General features: G+C 71.8%; 15 protein-coding genes. 8 read left to right on the forward strand and 7 right to left on the reverse strand.

The features are described 5' to 3' along the window. Positions 1–104: 104 nt before the first annotated feature. The 3 genes from DRB89_RS20530 (at position 105) to tyrS (ending at position 4384) form a co-directional block, all read left to right on the forward strand. Positions 105–1628 carry a TldD/PmbA family protein gene (locus DRB89_RS20530; RefSeq protein WP_112450394.1) on the forward strand — a complete coding sequence of 508 codons (1524 nt, stop codon included), beginning with the start codon at positions 105–107 and terminating at the stop codon, positions 1626–1628. Beyond that, positions 1625–3025 carry a metallopeptidase TldD-related protein gene (locus tag DRB89_RS20535; protein WP_204357809.1) on the forward strand — a complete coding sequence of 467 codons (1401 nt, stop codon included), beginning with the start codon at positions 1625–1627 and terminating at the stop codon, positions 3023–3025. The genes DRB89_RS20530 and DRB89_RS20535 overlap by 4 nt, the downstream gene beginning before the upstream one ends. Positions 3026–3118: 93 nt before the next feature. Beyond that, positions 3119–4384: a tyrosine--tRNA ligase gene (gene tyrS, locus DRB89_RS20540; protein ID WP_112450393.1), complete on the forward strand. Its 1266-nt coding sequence runs from the start codon at positions 3119–3121 to the stop codon at positions 4382–4384. Positions 4385–4502: 118 nt separating this feature from the next. On the opposite strand, the gene DRB89_RS20545 is transcribed toward tyrS, so the two are convergent. Next, positions 4503–4781, reverse strand: coding sequence for a GlsB/YeaQ/YmgE family stress response membrane protein (locus DRB89_RS20545; protein ID WP_112450392.1), 279 nt, complete (start codon positions 4779–4781; stop codon positions 4503–4505). Positions 4782–4958: 177 nt separating this feature from the next. On the opposite strand from DRB89_RS20545, the gene DRB89_RS20550 reads away from it, so the two are divergent. Together DRB89_RS20550 and DRB89_RS20555 are read left to right on the forward strand one after the other, a co-directional pair. Beyond that, positions 4959–5291 (forward strand): DUF3099 domain-containing protein, encoded by a 333-nt coding sequence (locus DRB89_RS20550; RefSeq protein WP_112450391.1) that lies wholly within the window; start codon positions 4959–4961, stop codon positions 5289–5291. Positions 5292–5427: 136 nt separating this feature from the next. Further along, complete coding sequence (locus DRB89_RS20555) at positions 5428–5700, forward strand: hypothetical protein (RefSeq protein ID WP_112450390.1); 273 nt, start codon at positions 5428–5430, stop codon at positions 5698–5700. A gap of 42 nt (positions 5701–5742) precedes the next feature. Here DRB89_RS20555 and moaA read toward each other — a convergent pair whose 3' ends face one another. The 3 genes from moaA to DRB89_RS20570 form a co-directional block, all read right to left on the reverse strand. After that, positions 5743–6732 carry a GTP 3',8-cyclase MoaA gene (moaA, locus tag DRB89_RS20560; RefSeq protein ID WP_112450389.1) on the reverse strand — a complete coding sequence of 330 codons (990 nt, stop codon included), beginning with the start codon at positions 6730–6732 and terminating at the stop codon, positions 5743–5745. Positions 6733–6927: 195 nt separating this feature from the next. Continuing rightward, positions 6928–8583 carry a cation acetate symporter gene (locus tag DRB89_RS20565; protein ID WP_239516251.1) on the reverse strand — a complete coding sequence of 552 codons (1656 nt, stop codon included), beginning with the start codon at positions 8581–8583 and terminating at the stop codon, positions 6928–6930. Beyond that, positions 8580–8945 carry a DUF485 domain-containing protein gene (locus DRB89_RS20570; protein WP_112450388.1) on the reverse strand — a complete coding sequence of 122 codons (366 nt, stop codon included), beginning with the start codon at positions 8943–8945 and terminating at the stop codon, positions 8580–8582. The genes DRB89_RS20565 and DRB89_RS20570 overlap by 4 nt, the downstream gene beginning before the upstream one ends. A 256-nt stretch (positions 8946–9201) precedes the next feature. Here DRB89_RS20570 and DRB89_RS20575 point away from each other — a divergent pair, with 256 nt between their 5' ends. Continuing rightward, entirely contained in the window at positions 9202–10749 is a 1548-nt protein-coding gene (locus DRB89_RS20575; protein ID WP_112450387.1) for a S8 family serine peptidase, read from the forward strand. A gap of 137 nt (positions 10750–10886) precedes the next feature. Here the strand turns inward: DRB89_RS20575 and DRB89_RS20580 are convergent, their stop codons facing one another. Beyond that, complete coding sequence (locus tag DRB89_RS20580) at positions 10887–11930, reverse strand: zinc-dependent alcohol dehydrogenase family protein (protein WP_112450386.1); 1044 nt, start codon at positions 11928–11930, stop codon at positions 10887–10889. Between the two features lie 18 nt (positions 11931–11948). Continuing rightward, positions 11949–12581 (reverse strand): lysoplasmalogenase, encoded by a 633-nt coding sequence (locus DRB89_RS20585; RefSeq protein WP_239516821.1) that lies wholly within the window; start codon positions 12579–12581, stop codon positions 11949–11951. A 234-nt stretch (positions 12582–12815) separates the two neighbouring features. Between DRB89_RS20585 and DRB89_RS43055 the strand changes: the two genes are divergently transcribed. Together DRB89_RS43055 and DRB89_RS20590 are read left to right on the forward strand one after the other, a co-directional pair. Continuing rightward, complete coding sequence (locus tag DRB89_RS43055) at positions 12816–13106, forward strand: hypothetical protein (RefSeq protein WP_162688661.1); 291 nt, start codon at positions 12816–12818, stop codon at positions 13104–13106. 146 nt (positions 13107–13252) lie between these two features. Next, positions 13253–13984, forward strand: a complete 732-nt coding sequence (locus tag DRB89_RS20590) for an ATP-grasp domain-containing protein (protein WP_112449394.1) — start codon at positions 13253–13255, stop codon at positions 13982–13984. Between the two features lie 70 nt (positions 13985–14054). Here the strand turns inward: DRB89_RS20590 and DRB89_RS20595 are convergent, their stop codons facing one another. After that, on the reverse strand, positions 14055–17591 hold the full coding sequence (locus tag DRB89_RS20595; RefSeq protein WP_239516252.1) for a S8 family serine peptidase: 3537 nt from the start codon (positions 17589–17591) through the stop codon (positions 14055–14057). Positions 17592–17616 lie beyond the last annotated feature (25 nt).

Below are 17616 nucleotides of genomic sequence, written 5' to 3' on the forward strand. Positions count from 1 at the left end.
GCGCCTCGGTACGGGCTCTGTCGAGTCCCTACAGAAAGATGTAGGCACGGCAACCCGCGAAGCGACATGATCGTGCCATCTGCCCCGACCCCGGGAGGACCCCCGTGCCCCATTCCATCGACGCGGCCTTCACCGCGCTGCCCTTGCGGGCGCTCGCCGACGCGGCGCTCGCCCGGGCCCGCGCGCTGGGCGCCGACCATGCCGACTTCCGTCTGGAGCGGATCCGCAGCGCCTCCTGGCGGCTGCGGGACGCCAAGCCCTCCGGCGGGTCCGACACCACCGACCTCGGGTACGCGGTCCGCGTGGTGCACGGGGGCAGCTGGGGGTTCGCCTCCGGAGTGGACCTGACCATGGACGGGGCCGCCAAGGTGGCCTCGCAGGCCGTGGCCATGGCCCAGCTCTCCGCCAAGGTGATCAAGGCCGCCGGCTCCGACGAGCGGGTCGAGCTCGCCGACGAGCCGGTGCACGCGGACAAGACCTGGGTCTCCGCCTACGACGTGAACCCCTTCGACGTGCCCGACACGGAGAAGGCGGCGCTGCTCGCCGACTTCAGCGCGCGGCTGCTCGCGGCCGACGGGGTGGCCCACGTGGACGCCTCGCTGCTGGCCGTCCACGAGAACAAGTTCTACGCCGACACCGCGGGCACCTCCACCACCCAGCAGCGGGTGCGCGTCCACCCGCAGCTCACCGCCGTCGCCGTGAACGCCACCACCGGCGAGTTCGACTCCATGCGCACCATCGCCCCGCCGGCCGGGCGCGGCTGGGAGTACCTGACCGGCACCGGCTGGGACTGGAACTCCGAGCTGGAGCGGATCCCCGGGCTGCTCGCCGAGAAGATGCGGGCGCCGAGCGTCGAGGCCGGGCGCTACGACCTGGTCGTGGACCCGTCCAACCTGTGGCTCACCATCCACGAGTCCATCGGCCACGCCACCGAGCTGGACCGGGCGCTGGGCTACGAGGCGGCGTACGCGGGGACCTCCTTCGCCACCTTCGACCAGCTGGGCAAGCTCGCCTACGGCTCCACGATCATGAACGTGACGGGCGACCGGACGGCCGAGCACGGGCTGGCCACCATCGGCTACGACGACGAGGGCGTCGAGGCGCAGAGCTGGGACCTGGTCAAGGACGGCACCCTGGCCGGCTACCAGACGGACCGGCGGATCGCGAAGCTGACCGGCCTCGGCCGCTCCAACGGCTGCGCCTACGCCGACTCCCCCGGGCACGTGCCCGTCCAGCGCATGGCGAACGTCTCGCTGCAGCCGGATCCGGGCGGGCTCTCGACCGAGGACCTGATCGGCGGGGTGGAGCGCGGGATCTACGTGGTCGGCGACCGCTCCTGGTCGATCGACATGCAGCGCTACAACTTCCAGTTCACCGGGCAGCGCTTCTTCCGCATCGAGAACGGCGAGCTGACCGGGCAGCTGCGCGACGTGGCCTACCAGGCCACGACCACCGAGTTCTGGGGCTCGATGGAGAAGGTCGGCGGTCCGCAGACCTACGTCCTGGGCGGCGCCTTCAACTGCGGGAAGGCCCAGCCGGGCCAGGTCGCGGCCGTCTCGCACGGCTGCCCCTCCGCTCTGTTCCGCGACGTGAACATCCTGAACACCACGCAGGAGGCCGGGCGATGAGCTCGTCGATGCGCACCACCAAGCCCCACGAGATCGTCGAGCGGGCCCTCGAACTGTCCACCGCCGACGGCTGCGTCGTCATCGCCGACGAGCAGTCGACGGCGAACCTGCGCTGGGCGGGCAACGCCCTGACCACGAACGGGGTCACGCGCGGCCGGACCCTCACGGTCATCGCCACCGTCGACGGCAAGGAGGGCACGGCCTCGGGGGTCGTCTCGCGCTCCGCCGTCACGGCCGCCGACCTGGAGCCGCTGGTCCGGGCCGCCGAGGCGGCCGCCCGCGGCGCCGGCCCGGCGGAGGACGCGCAGCCGCTGGTCACCGGCACCCCGTCGTCCCCGGACTTCACGGACGCGCCGGGCGAGACCTCCTCGGCGGTCTTCGCCGACTTCGCCCCGGCCCTCGGCGAGGCCTTCGCCCGGGCCCGCGCGGGCGGCCGCGAGCTCTACGGCTTCGCCAACCACGAGCTGGTGTCCACGTACGTCGGCACCTCCACGGGGCTGCGCCTGCGCCACGACCAGCCCAACGGCACCCTGGAGCTCAACGCCAAGTCCCCGGACCGGCTGCGCTCCGCGTGGGCGGGGCGCGCGACGCGGGACTTCAAGGACGTGGACCCGACCGTGCTGGACGCGGAGCTGGCCGTGCGGCTCGGCTGGGCGGAGCGGAAGATCGACCTGCCCGCCGGGCGGTACGAGACGCTGCTGCCGCCCACGGCCGTGGCCGACCTGCTGATCTACCAGATGTGGTCGGCGGCGGCCCGGGACGCGGTGGAGGGCCGGACGGTCTTCTCCAAGCCCGGCGGCGGAACCCGGCTCGGCGAGCGGCTCTCCGCGCTGCCGCTGACGCTGCGCAGCGACCCGAACGCGCCGGGCCTGGAGTCCGCGCCGTTCGTGATCGCGCACAGCTCCGGCGACGACGCGTCCGTCTTCGACAACGGCCTGCCGGTCCCGGCGACCGAGTGGATCAAGGACGGTGAGCTGGCCCGGCTGACCACGACCCGGCACAGCGCGGAGCTGACGGGGCTGCCGGTGTCCCCGTCGTTCGGGAACCTGATCCTGGACGGGGGCGGCGAGAAGTCCCTGGAGGAGATGGTGGCCGCGACCGGGCGGGGGCTGCTGCTGACCTGCCTGTGGTACATCCGCGAGGTGGACCCGGCCACGCTGCTGCTCACGGGTCTGACCCGGGACGGCGTCTATCTGGTGGAGGACGGGCAAGTCGTCGGAGAGGTCAACAACTTCCGGTTCAACGAGTCCCCCGTGGACCTGTTGTCGCGGGCCTCGGAGGCCGGCCGGACCGAGAAGACCCTGCCGCGCGAGTGGAACGACTGGTTCACCCGGGCCGCGATGCCGGCCCTGCGGATCCCGGACTTCAACATGAGTTCGGTCAGCAAGGGAGTTTGATCAACAAAACGTCAGAGGTCCGGGGGTTCCCCGCCTAGACTGGCGGGGAACCCCTCAGCTCTCTGTTCCACCTCTTCAAGGAGACCCAGAACCGTGACGGACATCGTCGACGAACTGAAGTGGCGCGGGCTCTTCGCCCAGTCCACCGATGAAGAAGCGCTGCGCAAGGCCTTCGCGGACGGTCCCGTCACGTTCTATTGCGGCTTCGACCCGACGGCCGCCTCGCTGCACGTGGGGCACCTGGTGCAGGTGCTGACCGTGCGGCGGCTCCAGCAGGCGGGCCACCGCCCGCTGGCGCTGGTCGGCGGGGCCACCGGGCAGATCGGTGACCCGCGGCCGACCGCCGAGCGCACCTTGAACGACCCGGAGACCGTCGCGAACTGGGTGACGCGCCTGCGCACGCAGATCGAGCCGTTCCTGTCCTTCGAGGGCGAGAACGCGGCGCTCATGGTGAACAACCTGGACTGGACGGCGGGCATGTCCGCCATCGAGTTCCTCCGGGACATCGGCAAGCACTTCCGTGTCAACAAGATGCTGACGAAGGACTCGGTCGCCAAGCGGCTGGAGTCCGACCAGGGCATCAGCTACACGGAGTTCAGCTACCAGTTGCTCCAGGGCATGGACTTCCTGGAGCTGTACCGGCGCCACGGCTGCGTGCTGCAGCAGGGCGGGTCCGACCAGTGGGGCAACCTGACGGCCGGTCTCGACCTGATCCACCGCGTGGAGCCGGACGCACACGTCCACGCCATCGCGACCCCGCTCATGGTCAAGGCGGACGGCACCAAGTTCGGCAAGTCCGAGAGCGGCGCCGTCTGGCTGGACCCGGAGATGACCACCCCGTACGCCTTCTACCAGTTCTGGCTGAACGTGGACGACCGGGACGTCTCCACCTACATGCGCATCCTGTCCTTCCAGTCCCGTGAGGAGCTGGAAGCGCTGGAGGCGCAGACCGCCGAGCGGCCTCAGGCGCGTGCCGCGCAGCGGGCGCTCGCGGAGGAGCTGACCACGCTGGTGCACGGCGCGGACCAGTGCGCGGCCGTCATCGCGGCGTCCAAGGCGCTGTTCGGCCAGGGCGATCTGGCGGAGCTGGACGAGGCCACGCTGGCCGCGGCCCTGTCCGAGCTGCCGCACGCGCAGGTCTCCGAGCCGGGCCTGGTCGTGGACCTCCTCGTGGAGACCGGCCTGGTCGCCAGCAAGTCGGCGGGCCGCCGGACCGTGAAGGAGGGCGGTGCCTACGTGAACAACGCGAAGGTCACCGCCGAGGACGCGGTCCCCGCCAAGGAGGACCTGCTGCACGGGCGCTGGCTGGTGCTGCGCCGCGGCAAGAAGAACCTGGCCGCGGTCGAGGTCACCGGCTAGCCGGGACCGCACGCGCATGACGGAGGGGCCGGTTCGGACAGTGCGTCCGGGCCGGCCCCTCCGTCATGGTCCGTTCCGTCGAGGTCCGGCTGGTGCTGTGGCCGGAAAGGTCACAGCACTAGGTCATCTGCCGCTTGTTGCCGCGGAGCGAGCTGTACACCAGGTCGCCGAGGCCGACGATCACGACGGCTCCGGCAAGCTGCAGCAAGTGCCGGATCCAGTCGATGCCCCTGGTCTCGTTGACGCCGATCCACGTGGCCACCGCGTTGCCGAGCACGGCGCCGATGATGCCGAAGACGGTGGTCAGCCACAGGGGCTGGTGCTGCTTGCCCGGCAGGATCGCCCGGGCTATCAGGCCCAGCACAAAACCGACGATGATCGCCCACAACCAACCCATGTCGAGCCTCCTCCTGGCGCGTTGTGCGCATGTGGGCCCAGTCTCGACCCGTACGGCCCAGCCCGCATTTCGGACAGCTCCATTCGGGGGACACCCCCTCTGCCCGGTCGCGGGCGGGCGGCGTACGGTGGAAGCGTCCGGGCCGGGGAGTGTCCGGGGGCGATCGGGTGGTGGGTTGTGGTGCGGACGAAGCGCAACGGTTCCGAGGTCTTCCGGATCACGGGGGCGCGCATGGGCCTCGACGAGGACGTACGGGGGCGCCAGCGCCGGTACGTGATCTCGATGGTGATCAGGACCCTGTCGGTCATCGCCACGGTCGTCCTGTGGAACGTGTCGCGGCCCGTGGCCGTCGTGACGCTCGTCGCGGGCGCCCTCCTGCCGTACGTGGCGGTGGTCATCGCCAACGCCGGGCGCGAGTCGACGCCCTCGCTGCCGTCGCACTTCATCCCGGCTCCGGTGCACCCCGCGCTGGGTGAGGGAAACCTCAAGAAAAGCTCAGATCAATCATGAAGTTCCAGTGCACCGCACCGGGTCCTGCGTGACATACTGCCTACGCGCTCCGCATCCCCCGTCGGAGCGACGGACCGACGCCGGGCAGCTCCCCCCGTGGCTGCTCGGCGTCGCCTTTCCGTCTTAGGGTTGAGCCGTGACTCCCCTTGACGACGCATTCGACACCGCCGGCACGCCTTCCGCCGGGAACGACGCACCCACCTGTTCCGCCAAGGGCTGCCGCGACGCGGCCGCCTGGGTCCTGGCGTGGAACAACCCCAAGCTGCACACCCCCGAGCGCCGCAAGACCTGGCTGGCGTGTGCGGAGCACCGCGAGAGCCTGTCCCAGTTCCTGAGCGTGCGCGGCTTCCTCAAGGACGTCGTGAAGCTCGACGAGTGGGTACAGCCCGAGGGCTCGCAGCGCCAGTAGCGGCTGCGAGCCCTCGGGACCGTCGTTCGTGAGCGGGGGCGGTCAGCCGCCGATCGCCGACATCGGGCGGTCGGGCTGCAGGAAGGTCGGGTCGTCGAGGCCGGACCCGGCCTTCTTGCCCCACATCGCCACCTTCCACAGGCGGGCGATCTCCTCGTCGGGGGCGTCCGAGCGCAGGGCCGCGCGCAGGTCCGACTCCTCGGTGGCGAACAGGCACGTGCGGATCTGGCCGTCGGCCGTCAGGCGCGTACGGTCGCAGGCGCCGCAGAACGGGCGGGTGACGGACGCGATGACCCCGACGGTGGCGGGGCCGCCGTCCACGACCCAGCGCTCGGCCGGGGCGGAGCCGCGCTCCTCGGACCCTTCCTCGGTGAGCGTGAAACGGGTGCGCAGGGATTCCAGGATGTCCCCGGCGGTGATCATGCCGTCGCGCTTCCAGCCGTGCTGGGCGTCGAGCGGCATCTGCTCGATGAAGCGGAGCTCGTACTCGTTCTCCACGGCCCAGGCGAGCAGGTCGGGGGCCTCGTCGTCGTTGAGTCCGGGCATGAGGACGGCGTTGACCTTGACGGGGGTGAGGCCGGCCTCGCGGGCGGCGGCCATGCCCTCGATGACGTCCTTGTGGCGGTCGCGGCGGGTGAGGGTCTTGAAGACCTCGGGCCGCAGGGTGTCCAGGGAAACGTTCACCCGGTCCAGGCCGGCGGCCTTGAGGGCCTGCGCGGTGCGCTTGAGGCCGATGCCGTTGGTGGTCAGCGACATCTTGGGGCGGGGCTCCAGGGCCGCGCAGCGCTCCACGATCCCGACGATGCCGGGGCGCAGGAGGGGCTCGCCGCCGGTGAAGCGGACCTCTTCGATGCCGAGCCGCGTGACGGCGATGGTGATCAGCCGGACGATCTCGTCGTCGGTGAGCAGGTCGGACTTGCCGAGCCACTGCAGGCCCTCTTCGGGCATGCAGTAGGTGCAGCGCAGATTGCACCGGTCGGTGAGCGAGACGCGCAGGTCCGTGGCCACGCGGCCGTAGGTGTCGAGAAGCACTGTGGGCCCCCTCCCCTGTCCGGTTTGTAGAGGTTCGCGATGCTTCGGGTAGAGCACTCGCGCTATATCCGAGCCTACGCGACGGCCCTGGCGCGTAGGGGTGCCCGAAAGAACGAGACGGAGCGTGGCCGCGTCGTAGGGATGTACGACACGGCCACGCTCGGTGTTCGGATCATTTCGCTCGGGCGCAGTATGTCAGTGGGCGCCGGTCCCGGTCAGTGACCGGACCTCGAGCTCCGCGAACTTCTGGGGGTCGGCCTTCTCCTTGGAGAGCACGGTTCCCAGCCATCCCAGCAGGAAGCCGAGCGGGATGGAGATGATGCCGGGGTTCTCCAGCGGGAACCAGTAGAAGTCGGCGCCCTTGAACATCGAGGTGGGCTTCCCGGAGACGACGGGGGAGAAGAGCACCAGGACGACCGAGGAGACCAGGCCTCCGTAGATGGACCACAGGGCCCCCTGGGTGGTGAAGCGCTTCCAGAAGAGGCTGTAGAGGATCGTCGGCAGATTGGCGGAGGCCGCCACCGCGAAGGCGAGGGCGACGAGGCCGGCGACGTTGAGGTCGCGGGCCAGGGCGCCGAGGCCGATGGCGACGGCGCCGATGACCACGGTGGACCAGCGGGCCGCCCGCACCTCCTCCTTCTCGGTCGCCTTGCCCTTGCGGATCACGTTCACGTAGATGTCGTGGGCGAAGGACGAGGAGGAGGCCAGCGTCAGGCCCGCGACGACCGCGAGGATCGTCGCGAAGGCCACCGCGGAGATCACGGCGAGCAGGATCGCGCCGCCCGTGGAGTCGGCGCCGCCGCCGATCTCCTGGGCGAGCAGCGGGGCCGCCGTGGTCCCCGCCTTGTTGGACGTGATGATCTCGGCCCGGTCGAGCAGGGCCGCGGCGCCGAAGCCGAGGACGATCGTCATCAGGTAGAAGGCGCCGATGATGCCGATGGCCCAGTTCACGGACTTGCGGGCGGCCTTGGCCGTGGGAACCGTGTAGAAGCGGATCAAGATGTGCGGCAGGCCGGCGGTGCCCAGGACCAGGGCGAGGCCGAGCGAGATGAAGTCCAGCTTCGTGATCGAGTCCTTGCCGTACTTCAGGCCCGGCTCCAGGAACTTCACGCCCTGCCCGCTGTTGTCGGCGGCCTTGCCGAGCAGGTCGGAGATGTTGAAGTTGAACTTGACCAGCACCAGGAAGGTGATCAGCAGGGTGCCCGCGATGAGCAGCACGGCCTTGATCATCTGGACCCAGGTGGTGCCCTTCATCCCGCCGATGGTCACGTAGAGGATCATCAGGACGCCGACCAGCGAGACGATCACGACCTTGCCGAGGTCGCTGGTGATGCCGAGGAGCAGCGAGACGAGCACGCCGGCGCCGGCCATCTGGGCGAGCAGGTAGAAGATCGAGACGACGATCGTGGAGGTGCCGGCCGCGGTGCGCACGGGGCGCTGGCGCATCCGGTACGCGAGCACGTCGCCCATCGTGTAGCGGCCGGAGTTGCGCAGCGGCTCGGCGACGAGGAGCAGTGCGACCAGCCAGGCGACGAGGAAGCCGATCGAGTAGAGGAAGCCGTCGTAGCCGAAGAGCGCGATGGCTCCGGCGATGCCGAGGAAGGACGCGGCGGACATGTAGTCGCCGGAGATGGCCAGCCCGTTCTGGAAACCGGTGAACTGGCGGCCGCCCGCGTAGAAGTCGGCGGCGTCCTTGGTCTGACGGCCGGCCCAGATCGTGATGGCCAGGGTGGCGACGACGAACAGGCCGAACAGGGTGATGATCAGCGGGCGGTGGTCGGAGGCGCCCGCGGCGACGGTCGTGCCCGCCGTGGCCGCCGTGCCCGCGGCCACCAGGAGCGGGGCGCTCATGCTCCGGCCTCCATCCGCGCCTTGATGGCCGAGGCCCTGGGGTCGAGCTTGGACGCGGCGTGGCGCGAGTACAGCCAGGCGATGAGGAAGGTCGTCGCGAACTGGGCGAGGCCCAGGACGAGGGCGACGTTGATGTTGCCGAAGAGCTTCGTCCCCATGAAGCCGCCCGCATAGCTGGAGAGCAGGACGTAGAGCAGGTACCAGGCGATGAACGCCACGGTGAGCGGGAAGGCGAAGGAGCGCTGGGCGCGGCGCAGTTCGGCGAACTCCGCGCTCTGCTGGACGCGTACGAACTCTTCGGCCGCGGGGGTCGCCGGCGGCGCTTCCGCGCTGCCCGGGGGCGGCGCTGTTTCGGCGGTCACGGGGGACCCTCCTTGGGACGCGGGTGCGGTGGGGACGACGGACAAAACAACCTCCGTGTGGGGGGACGGTGGCGCTGATCCCCCCTGTCAACGGCACGGCCGGCGCGTCGGGACGGTTCAACACCCGCGGTTTCTCTGGGAACTGATTTCTCGAACTGATGGCGGAAAGTCGAACGACGGCACTAGGTTCACGTGACATGAACCCGTCGGGCGCGACCGCGCCCGCGCGGCTCTTTCACGATGATGTGGAGAACCCATGGCTCATCTGGGAACCGGTCACCGGCGGCGCGCACTCGCCCTTCCGGTCGGTCTGGCACTCACCGCCTCGCTCGCCTTCCTGCCCTCGGTCGCGGCCAGTGCCGCGCCGCTCGGCACCACGGCGGACGCGGCGGCCACCGCCAAGCCCGACACCTCCGGCCCCAAGCTGTCGTACGTCGCGAACCTGAGCGCGTACGGCACGGTGAAGCAGGCGAAGAAGGCCGTCGAGCGGGCCGGCGGCACGGTGGTGATCGCGTATGAGCAGATCGGGGTGGTCGTCGCCCACTCCCAGAACCCCGAGTTCGCCAAGCAGCTGCGCGGTCAGCGCAGCCTGTTCGTATCGGTGGGCGCCACCCGTACGGCTCCCCTCTCGGTGGTGCAGACCACCGAGGAGGGCACGACGCAGCGGCTGAGCGACGCGGACGCCGCCAAGGCGGCGGCGCAGGCCGCACCGGGGCAGGAGCCCCTGGAGTCGAACCAGTGGGACCTGCGGGCGATCAAGGCCGACCAGGCTCACAAGATCAACGATGGCAGCCGGAAGGTCACGGTGGGCGTCATCGACACGGGTGTCGACGACACCCACCCGGATCTCGCCCCGAACTTCTCCAAGGGCCAGTCCGCGAACTGCGTCGGCGGCGTCGCCGACACCACCGAGGGCGCGTGGCGTCCGTACGCGGACGGCAGCGACCACGGCACCCACGTGGCGGGCACCATCGCGGCCGCGCGCAACGGCATCGGCATCAGCGGTGTGGCGCCCGGCGTCCAGGTCGCCGCGATCAAGGTGAGCGAGCCCGCGACCAGCCTCTTCTACACCGAGGCGGTCGTCTGCGGCTTCATGTTCGCCGCCGAGAAGGGGATCGAGGTGACCAACAACAGCTACTACGTCGACCCCTGGCTCTACAACTGCAAGGCGGACGACGACCAGAAGGCGCTGGTGGAGGCCCTCGGCCGGGCGACGAAGTACGCCGAGCGCAAGGGCGTGCTCAGCGTGGCCTCGGCCGGCAACTCGAACCACGACCTGGCGTCCGACGCCATCGTGGACGACACCAGCCCGAACGACACCACCCCGGTGCCCCGCACCATCGACCCGCGCGTCTGCCTGGACCTGCCCACCCAGCTCCCGGGCGTGGTCACGGTGAGCGCGACCGGCGACCAGGGCTTCAAGTCCTACTACTCCACCTACGGCCTGGGCGTCGTCGACGTGGCGGCCCCCGGCGGCGACAAGTGGCAGGTCCCCGCCACCCCGGACGCCAACGGCCGCGTGCTGTCCACCCTCCCGGGCGGCGGCTACGGCTACAAGCAGGGCACCTCGATGGCCGGCCCGCACGTCGCCGGTGTCGCGGCCCTGCTCAAGAGCAAGCACCCGTGGGCGACCCCCTCGCAGCTCCAGGCCATGCTCAAGGGCCAGGCGACGAAGACCGCCTGCCCCGAGAAGGTCTACGACGCCACGGGCGCGCTGGTCGACGCCACCACCTGCAACAGCAAGTGGGGCCAGACCGGCTACTACGGCCACGGCGTGGTCGACGCGCTGAAGGCCGTCAAGTAGTCAAAGGGCACCGCCGGTCAAAGGGCACCGCCGGTCACAGGGCACCGCCGGTCGCAGGGCAACCGGCCGGTCGCACCGGACCGAACGATGAAGGGGCCGGGCGGGGATCACCCCGCCCGGCCCTTTCGCGCCCGGGATCAGTTCTTGATCAGCACCTTGAGGGCGCTGCGGTCGTCCATCGCCCGGTAGCCGTCCGGGACCTCTTCGAGGGAGACGGCCCTGTCGAAGACGGGCGACGGGTCGATCGCCCCGCTGAGCACGTCCGCGAGCAGCTCGGGGATGTACGCGCGGACCGGCGCGACGCCGCCGCGCAGGCTGATGTTGCGGTCGAACATGACACCGAGGTCGAGGCCGGTGCCGCTGCCGTGCGGGACGCCTACGTAGCCGACGGCCCCGCCGTCGCGGGTGATGTTCACGGCGGTGCGCATGGACTGCTCCGTGCCGACCGCCTCGATGACGCAGTGGGCGCCCCGGCCGCCGGTGAGCTCGCGGACGGCCGCCTCGGCCGCCTCGCCGCGCTCGGCGACCACGTCGGTGGCGCCGAAGAGCTTCGCGATGTCCGTACGGACGGTGTGGCGGCCCAGTGCGATGATCCGCTCGGCCCCCAGGCGCTTGGCGGCGAGGACGCCGCACAGGCCGACCGCGCCGTCGCCGACGACGGCGACCGTGGCGCCCTCGCGCACGCCCGCGCCCAGGGCGGCGTGGTGGCCGGTGCCCATGACGTCGGACAGCGCGAGCAGCGCGGTCAGCAGGTGGTCGTCGGAGACGGCGTCGGCGGGCAGCTTCACCAGGGTGCCGTCGGCGTGCGGGACCCGGACGGCCTCGCCCTGGCCGCCGTCGTGGCCGACCGCGCCCCAGAAGCCGCCGTGCTCGCAGGAGGTGTACAGCCCCTCGGCGCAGTAGGCGCAGGTGCCGTCGGACCACATGAAGGGGGCGACGACGAGGTCGCCGGCGCGCAGCCCGGAGACGGCGGAGCCGGTCTCCTCGACGACGCCGAGGAACTCGTGCCCGATCCGCTGGCCCGGCCGGCGCTTGGCCTCGCCGCGATAGGCCCACAGGTCGCTGCCGCAGATGCAGGAGCGCAGGACGCGGACGACGGCGTCCTCGGGTCGCTGGATCGCAGCGTCGGGCACCTCCTCCACGCGGATGTCGTGCGGGGCGTGGATGACGGTGGCGCGCATGGTGGTGCAGCCCTCCGGCTAGGAAGCGGTTGAGCCCTGTAGGGCCTCCTCACCGTACGCCCGTCGCGGAGCGAGTGCTCCGGTGGCCAGCAGGTACTGGGCCGCCAGGTAGGTGGCCATGATCCAGAAGTCCGGGAGGGGCGGTTGCGGCCACTCCGCGACCCCGGTGGCGATGAGCGTGTCGGAGAGCAGGAACAACGCCCCGCCGAGCCCGGCCCGCCGGCCGAGGGCGCTGGAGCGGTAGGCCATGGCGGTGAGCAGCAGGCTGTACCCGGCGACCGGGATCCGCAGCTCCGCGGGCAGGTCGCTCCAGAGCAGCGTGACGGTGCCCAGCAGCGCGGCGGCGTACGCGGCCCCGAGCAGCGGACCGCTGCGGCGGCGGCCGAAGAGCACGAGGTAGCAGACGTGCCCGGCGGCGAAGGAGCCCATGCCGATCAGGAAGGCGGGATCGGCGTCGAAGAGCAGGGCCAGGTCCCCGCCCCAGCCGAACAGCAGGGCCGCCACCAGCAGCCGGGGGGCCCGGCGGGTGATCACGTACCCGACGAGCAGGGGCATGAGCAGCGGCTTGGCGAGGACGTGTCCCGGGTGCCAGCCGGCGAGCAGCGAGCCGAGGTCGAGGGCGGCGGCGACGGCGAACGCCGCGAGCAGCAGCCGACCGGCGGTCCCGGCCGCGGCGGGCGCGGCCGGGCGTGCCCAGGACGGCGCCTGCTCCGGCGCCGCGCGCCCGGTGGATCCGGCGGCGCTCACGCGGCGTGCTCCGGGGCGGGCGCGGCGGCCTCGGCCGGAGCGGCCGGGGCGGACGGGGCGGACACGGCATGGTGCTACCGGAAGGCCGAGCCCACCTCCCCCGACACCGGATACAAGTTCGACCTGAAGACCGGCAAGGTGGTCTCCGCGGAGACGGCCGCCTGGTATTTGGCGCGCGACGGCCAGGCCTTCCTGCCGTCCGAGGAGTCGGACGCCTTCGTGGCCGATGCCGGGGAGTTGTCGGTGGACGCCTGCGTCCGCGGGATCGAGACGCGGCCGGCCGCCGCCCTGCCCTTCGGCGCGCTCGCGAAGGCGAGGCCGTTCTGCGTGCACAGTCCGGACCGGAGCGAGATCGCGATCGTGCGGCTGGTCGAGGCCTCCCCCGACGGCGCCGTCACCATCTCCGCGGACCATTACCGCCGGAGCTGAAGCCCCCGCGGAGCGGGGCCCGGCAGCGCCCGACCCGAGGGGCCGAACCTGTACGGACCTGCACGGACCTGCACGGACCTGCACCGGCCGACCCGGACCGCCAAATCCGGGTGACGCCCGGCCGGGGCGTTCGGCAGGATCACCGCATGACCCTGCTGCTCCCGCCCCGCCTGACCGCTTCCGCCGCCCGGATCCGGGACGCCGCCCGCGCGCGCGGGCTGGACACCGTACGACTGGACGGGTTCGCCGTGCCCGAGGGGCTGCGGGCCGGGCATCTGCACGCCGGTCCGCGCTTCGCCGACGCCGTGGCCCCCGGGATCGGGATCGGGGTGCTGGAGGCGCCGTCCGACTGGCTGGCGCGGCTGCCCCTGGAGTTCACCGGGCGGGAGGTCCTGCTGATGCCGATCCGCGAGGCGTACGGGCTGCGCCGGCCCGTCTTCGTGAAGTCCCCGAACGACAAGGACATCCCGGCCCTCGTCTACGCCGACGGCTCGCGCCTGCCGGGGCCGGACGCGGTGGACGGGCAGACGCCGGTGCTGGTCAGCGACGTGGTGCGGTTCGCCTCGGAGCACCGGATGTTCCTGCTGGACGGGGCCGTCCACACCGCGAGCCGCTACGCCGAGGACGGCCGCCTGAGCCTGGGTCCCGCCTCTGCCGACGCGCTCGCCTTCGCCGCCGGCCTGCCCTTCGCCGGCCTCCCGTCGGCGATCGTGGTCGACGTGGGCCTGGCCGGCGGCCGCTGGTCGGTGATCGAGGCCAATGCCGCGTGGGCCAGCGGCACCTACGCCTGCGATCCGCAGCGGGCCCTGGACGTGGTGCTGCGCGCGGCGGCCCCGCTGCCCTCCTTCGCCGCCCGCGACCGGGAGTTCCTCCGGTGATCCGCGCGCGGCCCGTGAACCGGAAGGGCGGGGCGCCCGAAGGCGCCCCGCCCGTTGGACCAGGAGCAGGTCAGCCCTTGTCGGGGCGGTCCGTGACGCGCAGGGAGTTCAGCAGGGGTTTGCCGAAGCCGCTGTGGGTGACGAAGCGGACGTTGAGGACTCCGTCGGTGACCGTGACCGTGTAGGTGCGGGTCAGGGCCGTGTAGGTGCCCGCCTCCAGGGAGACGTCCAGGGAGGGCAGGACCTGGGTGCCCTCCGCCAGCACGTCGAAGACGCGCTTGTTGGGCTTGGTGGAGGAGAGCTCCGCGAAGCCCAGTTCCACGGTGTAGGTGCCGTTCGGGACGTTGTCGAAGCGGTATTCGTACATGCCCTCGCGGGCGTTGCGGAACAGCTTCTGGTCGCTCGTGCCCGCGATCGTGCGGCTGGTGGACTGGGTCGAGCCGTTGCCCTGGTAGCCGTACGAGCCCGCCGTGTACTTGCGGTCGGGGGACCATCCGTCGCCCAGCGAGTCCGTGCTCGCGCTCGTGGAGCCCGCGTCCAGGGCGACCTGGTAGCGCGGGACGACGAGCTTGACGGGAACGGTGAGCACGGGAGTGCGGCCACTGGCCGAGGTGATCTTCAGATCGGCCGTGAGCACGGTGCCCGGGGCCAGGCCCGTGGTGTCCACGGACAGCGTGAGCGGGGCCTTCCCGCCCGTCGGGAGGTCCCCCGAGCCCGGAGTGACCGTCAGCCAGGCCGCGTCCTCGGCCGCCGTGAAGGCGGTGCCGAGACCCGGGTTGGTGAGGTCGAGGGTCCTCGTCCGCTTCTGGCCCGGGGGCAGGACGAGCTCGACCGCCGGTTTCGCCGGCGTCACCTTGCCGGTGCGCAGGGACCGGGTCACCGACGTGACGTCGGCCGCCTTGACGTCCACGGTGGCCGCCACCGGCTCGTACTGCGCCGCGGTCAGCGCGAGTTCGCGTGCGCCCGACGGGCTCTGGACCACGTACCCGCCGTCGGCGGCCGTGACGGCCGAGACGGCCGCGGCTCCCGTGCCGACGGTCACGGTGGCCCCGGCGATGCCGTTGCCGTCGTTCGCGTCGAGCACCCGGCCCGCCACCACACCGCTCTTGGTGGTGCGGAAGGCGATGGACAGCCCGTCCGTGATCACGGGCGTGTTGAAGGAGTACTTGAAGGCGTCGGTGCCCGTCGCGTTCTCCACGCCGACGGTGGCGGTGGAGCCGCCCTTGATGCCGGTGCCGCCGGTCCCCTTGTAGGAGTACCGCACGGTGCCGTCCTCGCCGATGGCCGCGGAGAAGGAGAACTTGTCGGACTGCGCCGACCAGTGCGAGACCTCGCGCCACTCGATGACGTAGGTCCGGTGCGGCGCCGTGCCGGTGACGGAGGTGAAGACGCCGGACCCGCTGCCGGCCGCGCCGACGACGAGGTCGTCCCAGAACGGGTACAGCGCCGCGTTGGGCGTGGCCGCGCTCGGGATGTCCCCGTTGATGTCGCCGGTGTTGTTGCCGCCGAAGCTGACGGTGCCGTTCGTGCCGATCCAGGCCTGCCCGTACGTCTTGCCGTACAGCGGCAGCGGGAAGGGCAGGTCGACGCGCTCGGTGGTGTTGTCGCCGGTCAGCGCGAGCTGCCGGTCCCCGGCCTGGTACGGGCTGCCGCCGGAGGCCGCGCAGGCGTAGCCGTAGCCGTCGGTGCGTTCGGGGAGGTTCACCGCGACGGTGGTGTCCCCGGCGACGGTGAGTTTGGCCGTGCCGCCGGTGAGGCAGCGCGAGGCGTGGGTGGCGCTCACGTCGTACGTGCCGTGCGGCAGGGTGACCTCGAAGCGGCCCTGCGCGTCGGTGGTCGCGGTCACCGGGGTCTCGGCGATCGCGACGGCGGCGCCGGCCAGCGGGCCGGAGGCCGAGGAGACGGTGCCGGTGACCTTGCCGGAGGCGGCCGCGGTGAGGGTGATGTCGCCGGTGGCGGTGGCGTTCTCGGTCACCGACACGGTCGCGCCCTGCTGCCCGTAGCCGAACTTCGAGGCGGTCAGCGCGTAGTCGCCCACGGACAGGGCGGTGAAGCGGTACGTGCCGTCGGCCGCGGTGGTCGTCGTGCGGTCGATCGGGCCGTCGGCGACGATCTTCGCACCGGCGACGGGCTGCCCGCCGGCGCGCACGGTGCCGTCGATGGCGCCCACCGCGCCGCGCGGGGCGGCGGTGACGGCGGCCAGGGCGTCGGGCTTGCCTTCGCCGAAGACGTTGTTGTCGGCGGCGGTGCCGCCGCACTGGCTGCTGTCGGTGTCCAGCGCGGTGCCGTCCAGCAGGGCCGTGGTCTGCGCGATGTCGCCTTCGAGGGCGGGCGCGGCGGACCAGAGCAGGGCCACGGTCGCGGCCGTGTGCGGCGAGGCCATGGAGGTGCCGGAGAACGACGCGTACGCGCCGCCGGGGACGGAGGAGCGCACGTTCACGCCGGGAGCCGCGATGTTCGGCTTGACGATCCCGCCGGGGCCCGCGCCGCGCGAGGAGAACGACGCGATCGCGCCGTTGACGTCGAAGGCGCCGGAGCTGTAGGAGCTCGCGTAGTCACCGGGTGAGCCGCTGGTGGTGCAGCCGGGGCCGGCGTTGCCGTTGGAGAAGGCCGGGAAGATGCCGGCCGCGCGCCAGGTGTCGACGATCTGCTGGTACCAGGTGTCGCCGCCCGAGCCGCCCCAGGAGTTGTTGACGATGTGCGGGGCCAGGTCGGGGCGCGGGTTCTGGCCGTTCACGTCGGTCGGGGCGACGATCCACTGGCCGGCGGCCAGCAGCGAGGCCTCGGAGCAGGAGGTGGTCTCACAGCCCTTGGCGGCGATCCACTTCGCTCCCGGGGCGACACCGATCTTGTTGGCGCCGCCGTCGTCGCCGACCATGGTGCCCATGGTGTGGGTGCCGTGGTCGTTGTTGTCGCAGGGGGCCGCGGTGGGGCAGACGCCGGCCGGGTCGAACCAGTTGTGGTTGTGGTCGTAGGTCCCGTCCGCGTTCTTGCCGCGGTACTGGTTGGCCACGGCCGGGTGGGTGTGGTCGACGCCGCTGTCGATGTTGGCGACGACGATGCCCTCGCCGCGCACGCCCAGCTGGTCCCAGACCTGCGGCGCCTTGATCCGGTCGATGTTCCACTCGACGGCGTCGGCCACGGCCTTCTCCCGCTCGCCGTCCGCGGGCTTCGGCAGGTCGATCTTGTCGTCGGCGTCGATCCGGGAGACCTCGGGGCGCTGGGCCAGGGCCCCGGCGAGCTTCTCGGTGCCGACGACGCGGACCGCGTTCACGATCCAGTACGAGGTGTACTCGGCCTTCGCGCCGTCGAGGGCTTTGACCACCTCGCTCTGGCTGCGCGAGGCATGGTCCTTCTTCAGCCGCAGAACCGTTTCCGCCTTGGCGGCGCGGGTCTGCTGCCCACCCGCGGCGGTGAGGTCGGCCGCACTGTCGAGGTAGACCCAGAACACCGCCTTCGCGGAGCCGTCGAGCTGGGCGCGCAGGCTCGGCTCGATCTTGCGCTCGGCCGCGCCCGGGGTGGGGCCGGGGTCCGGAGCGGCGGCGGCGACCCCCGCGCCGACGGGCAGGAGCAGGGCCGCGGCGAGCGCGGTCAGTGCGGCCCGCACGGGTCGTAATCGCGTGCGTGAGCGT

Source organism: Streptomyces sp. ICC4 (genome assembly GCF_003287915.1).
Taxonomy (GTDB): domain Bacteria; phylum Actinomycetota; class Actinomycetes; order Streptomycetales; family Streptomycetaceae; genus Streptomyces; species Streptomyces tritrimontium.

Excerpts from the sequence above, each read along its gene's own strand:
- DRB89_RS20535 (WP_204357809.1), top strand. The coding sequence starts at position 1,625 with ATGAGCTCGTCGATGCGCACCACCAAGCCCCACGAGATCGTCGAGCGG.
- DRB89_RS20545 (WP_112450392.1), bottom strand. The coding sequence starts at position 4,781 with ATGGGTTGGTTGTGGGCGATCATCGTCGGTTTTGTGCTGGGCCTGATA.
- DRB89_RS20565 (WP_239516251.1), bottom strand. The coding sequence starts at position 8,583 with ATGAGCGCCCCGCTCCTGGTGGCCGCGGGCACGGCGGCCACGGCGGGC.
- DRB89_RS20575 (WP_112450387.1), top strand. The coding sequence starts at position 9,202 with ATGGCTCATCTGGGAACCGGTCACCGGCGGCGCGCACTCGCCCTTCCG.
- DRB89_RS20580 (WP_112450386.1), bottom strand. The coding sequence starts at position 11,930 with ATGCGCGCCACCGTCATCCACGCCCCGCACGACATCCGCGTGGAGGAG.
- DRB89_RS20590 (WP_112449394.1), top strand. The coding sequence starts at position 13,253 with ATGACCCTGCTGCTCCCGCCCCGCCTGACCGCTTCCGCCGCCCGGATC.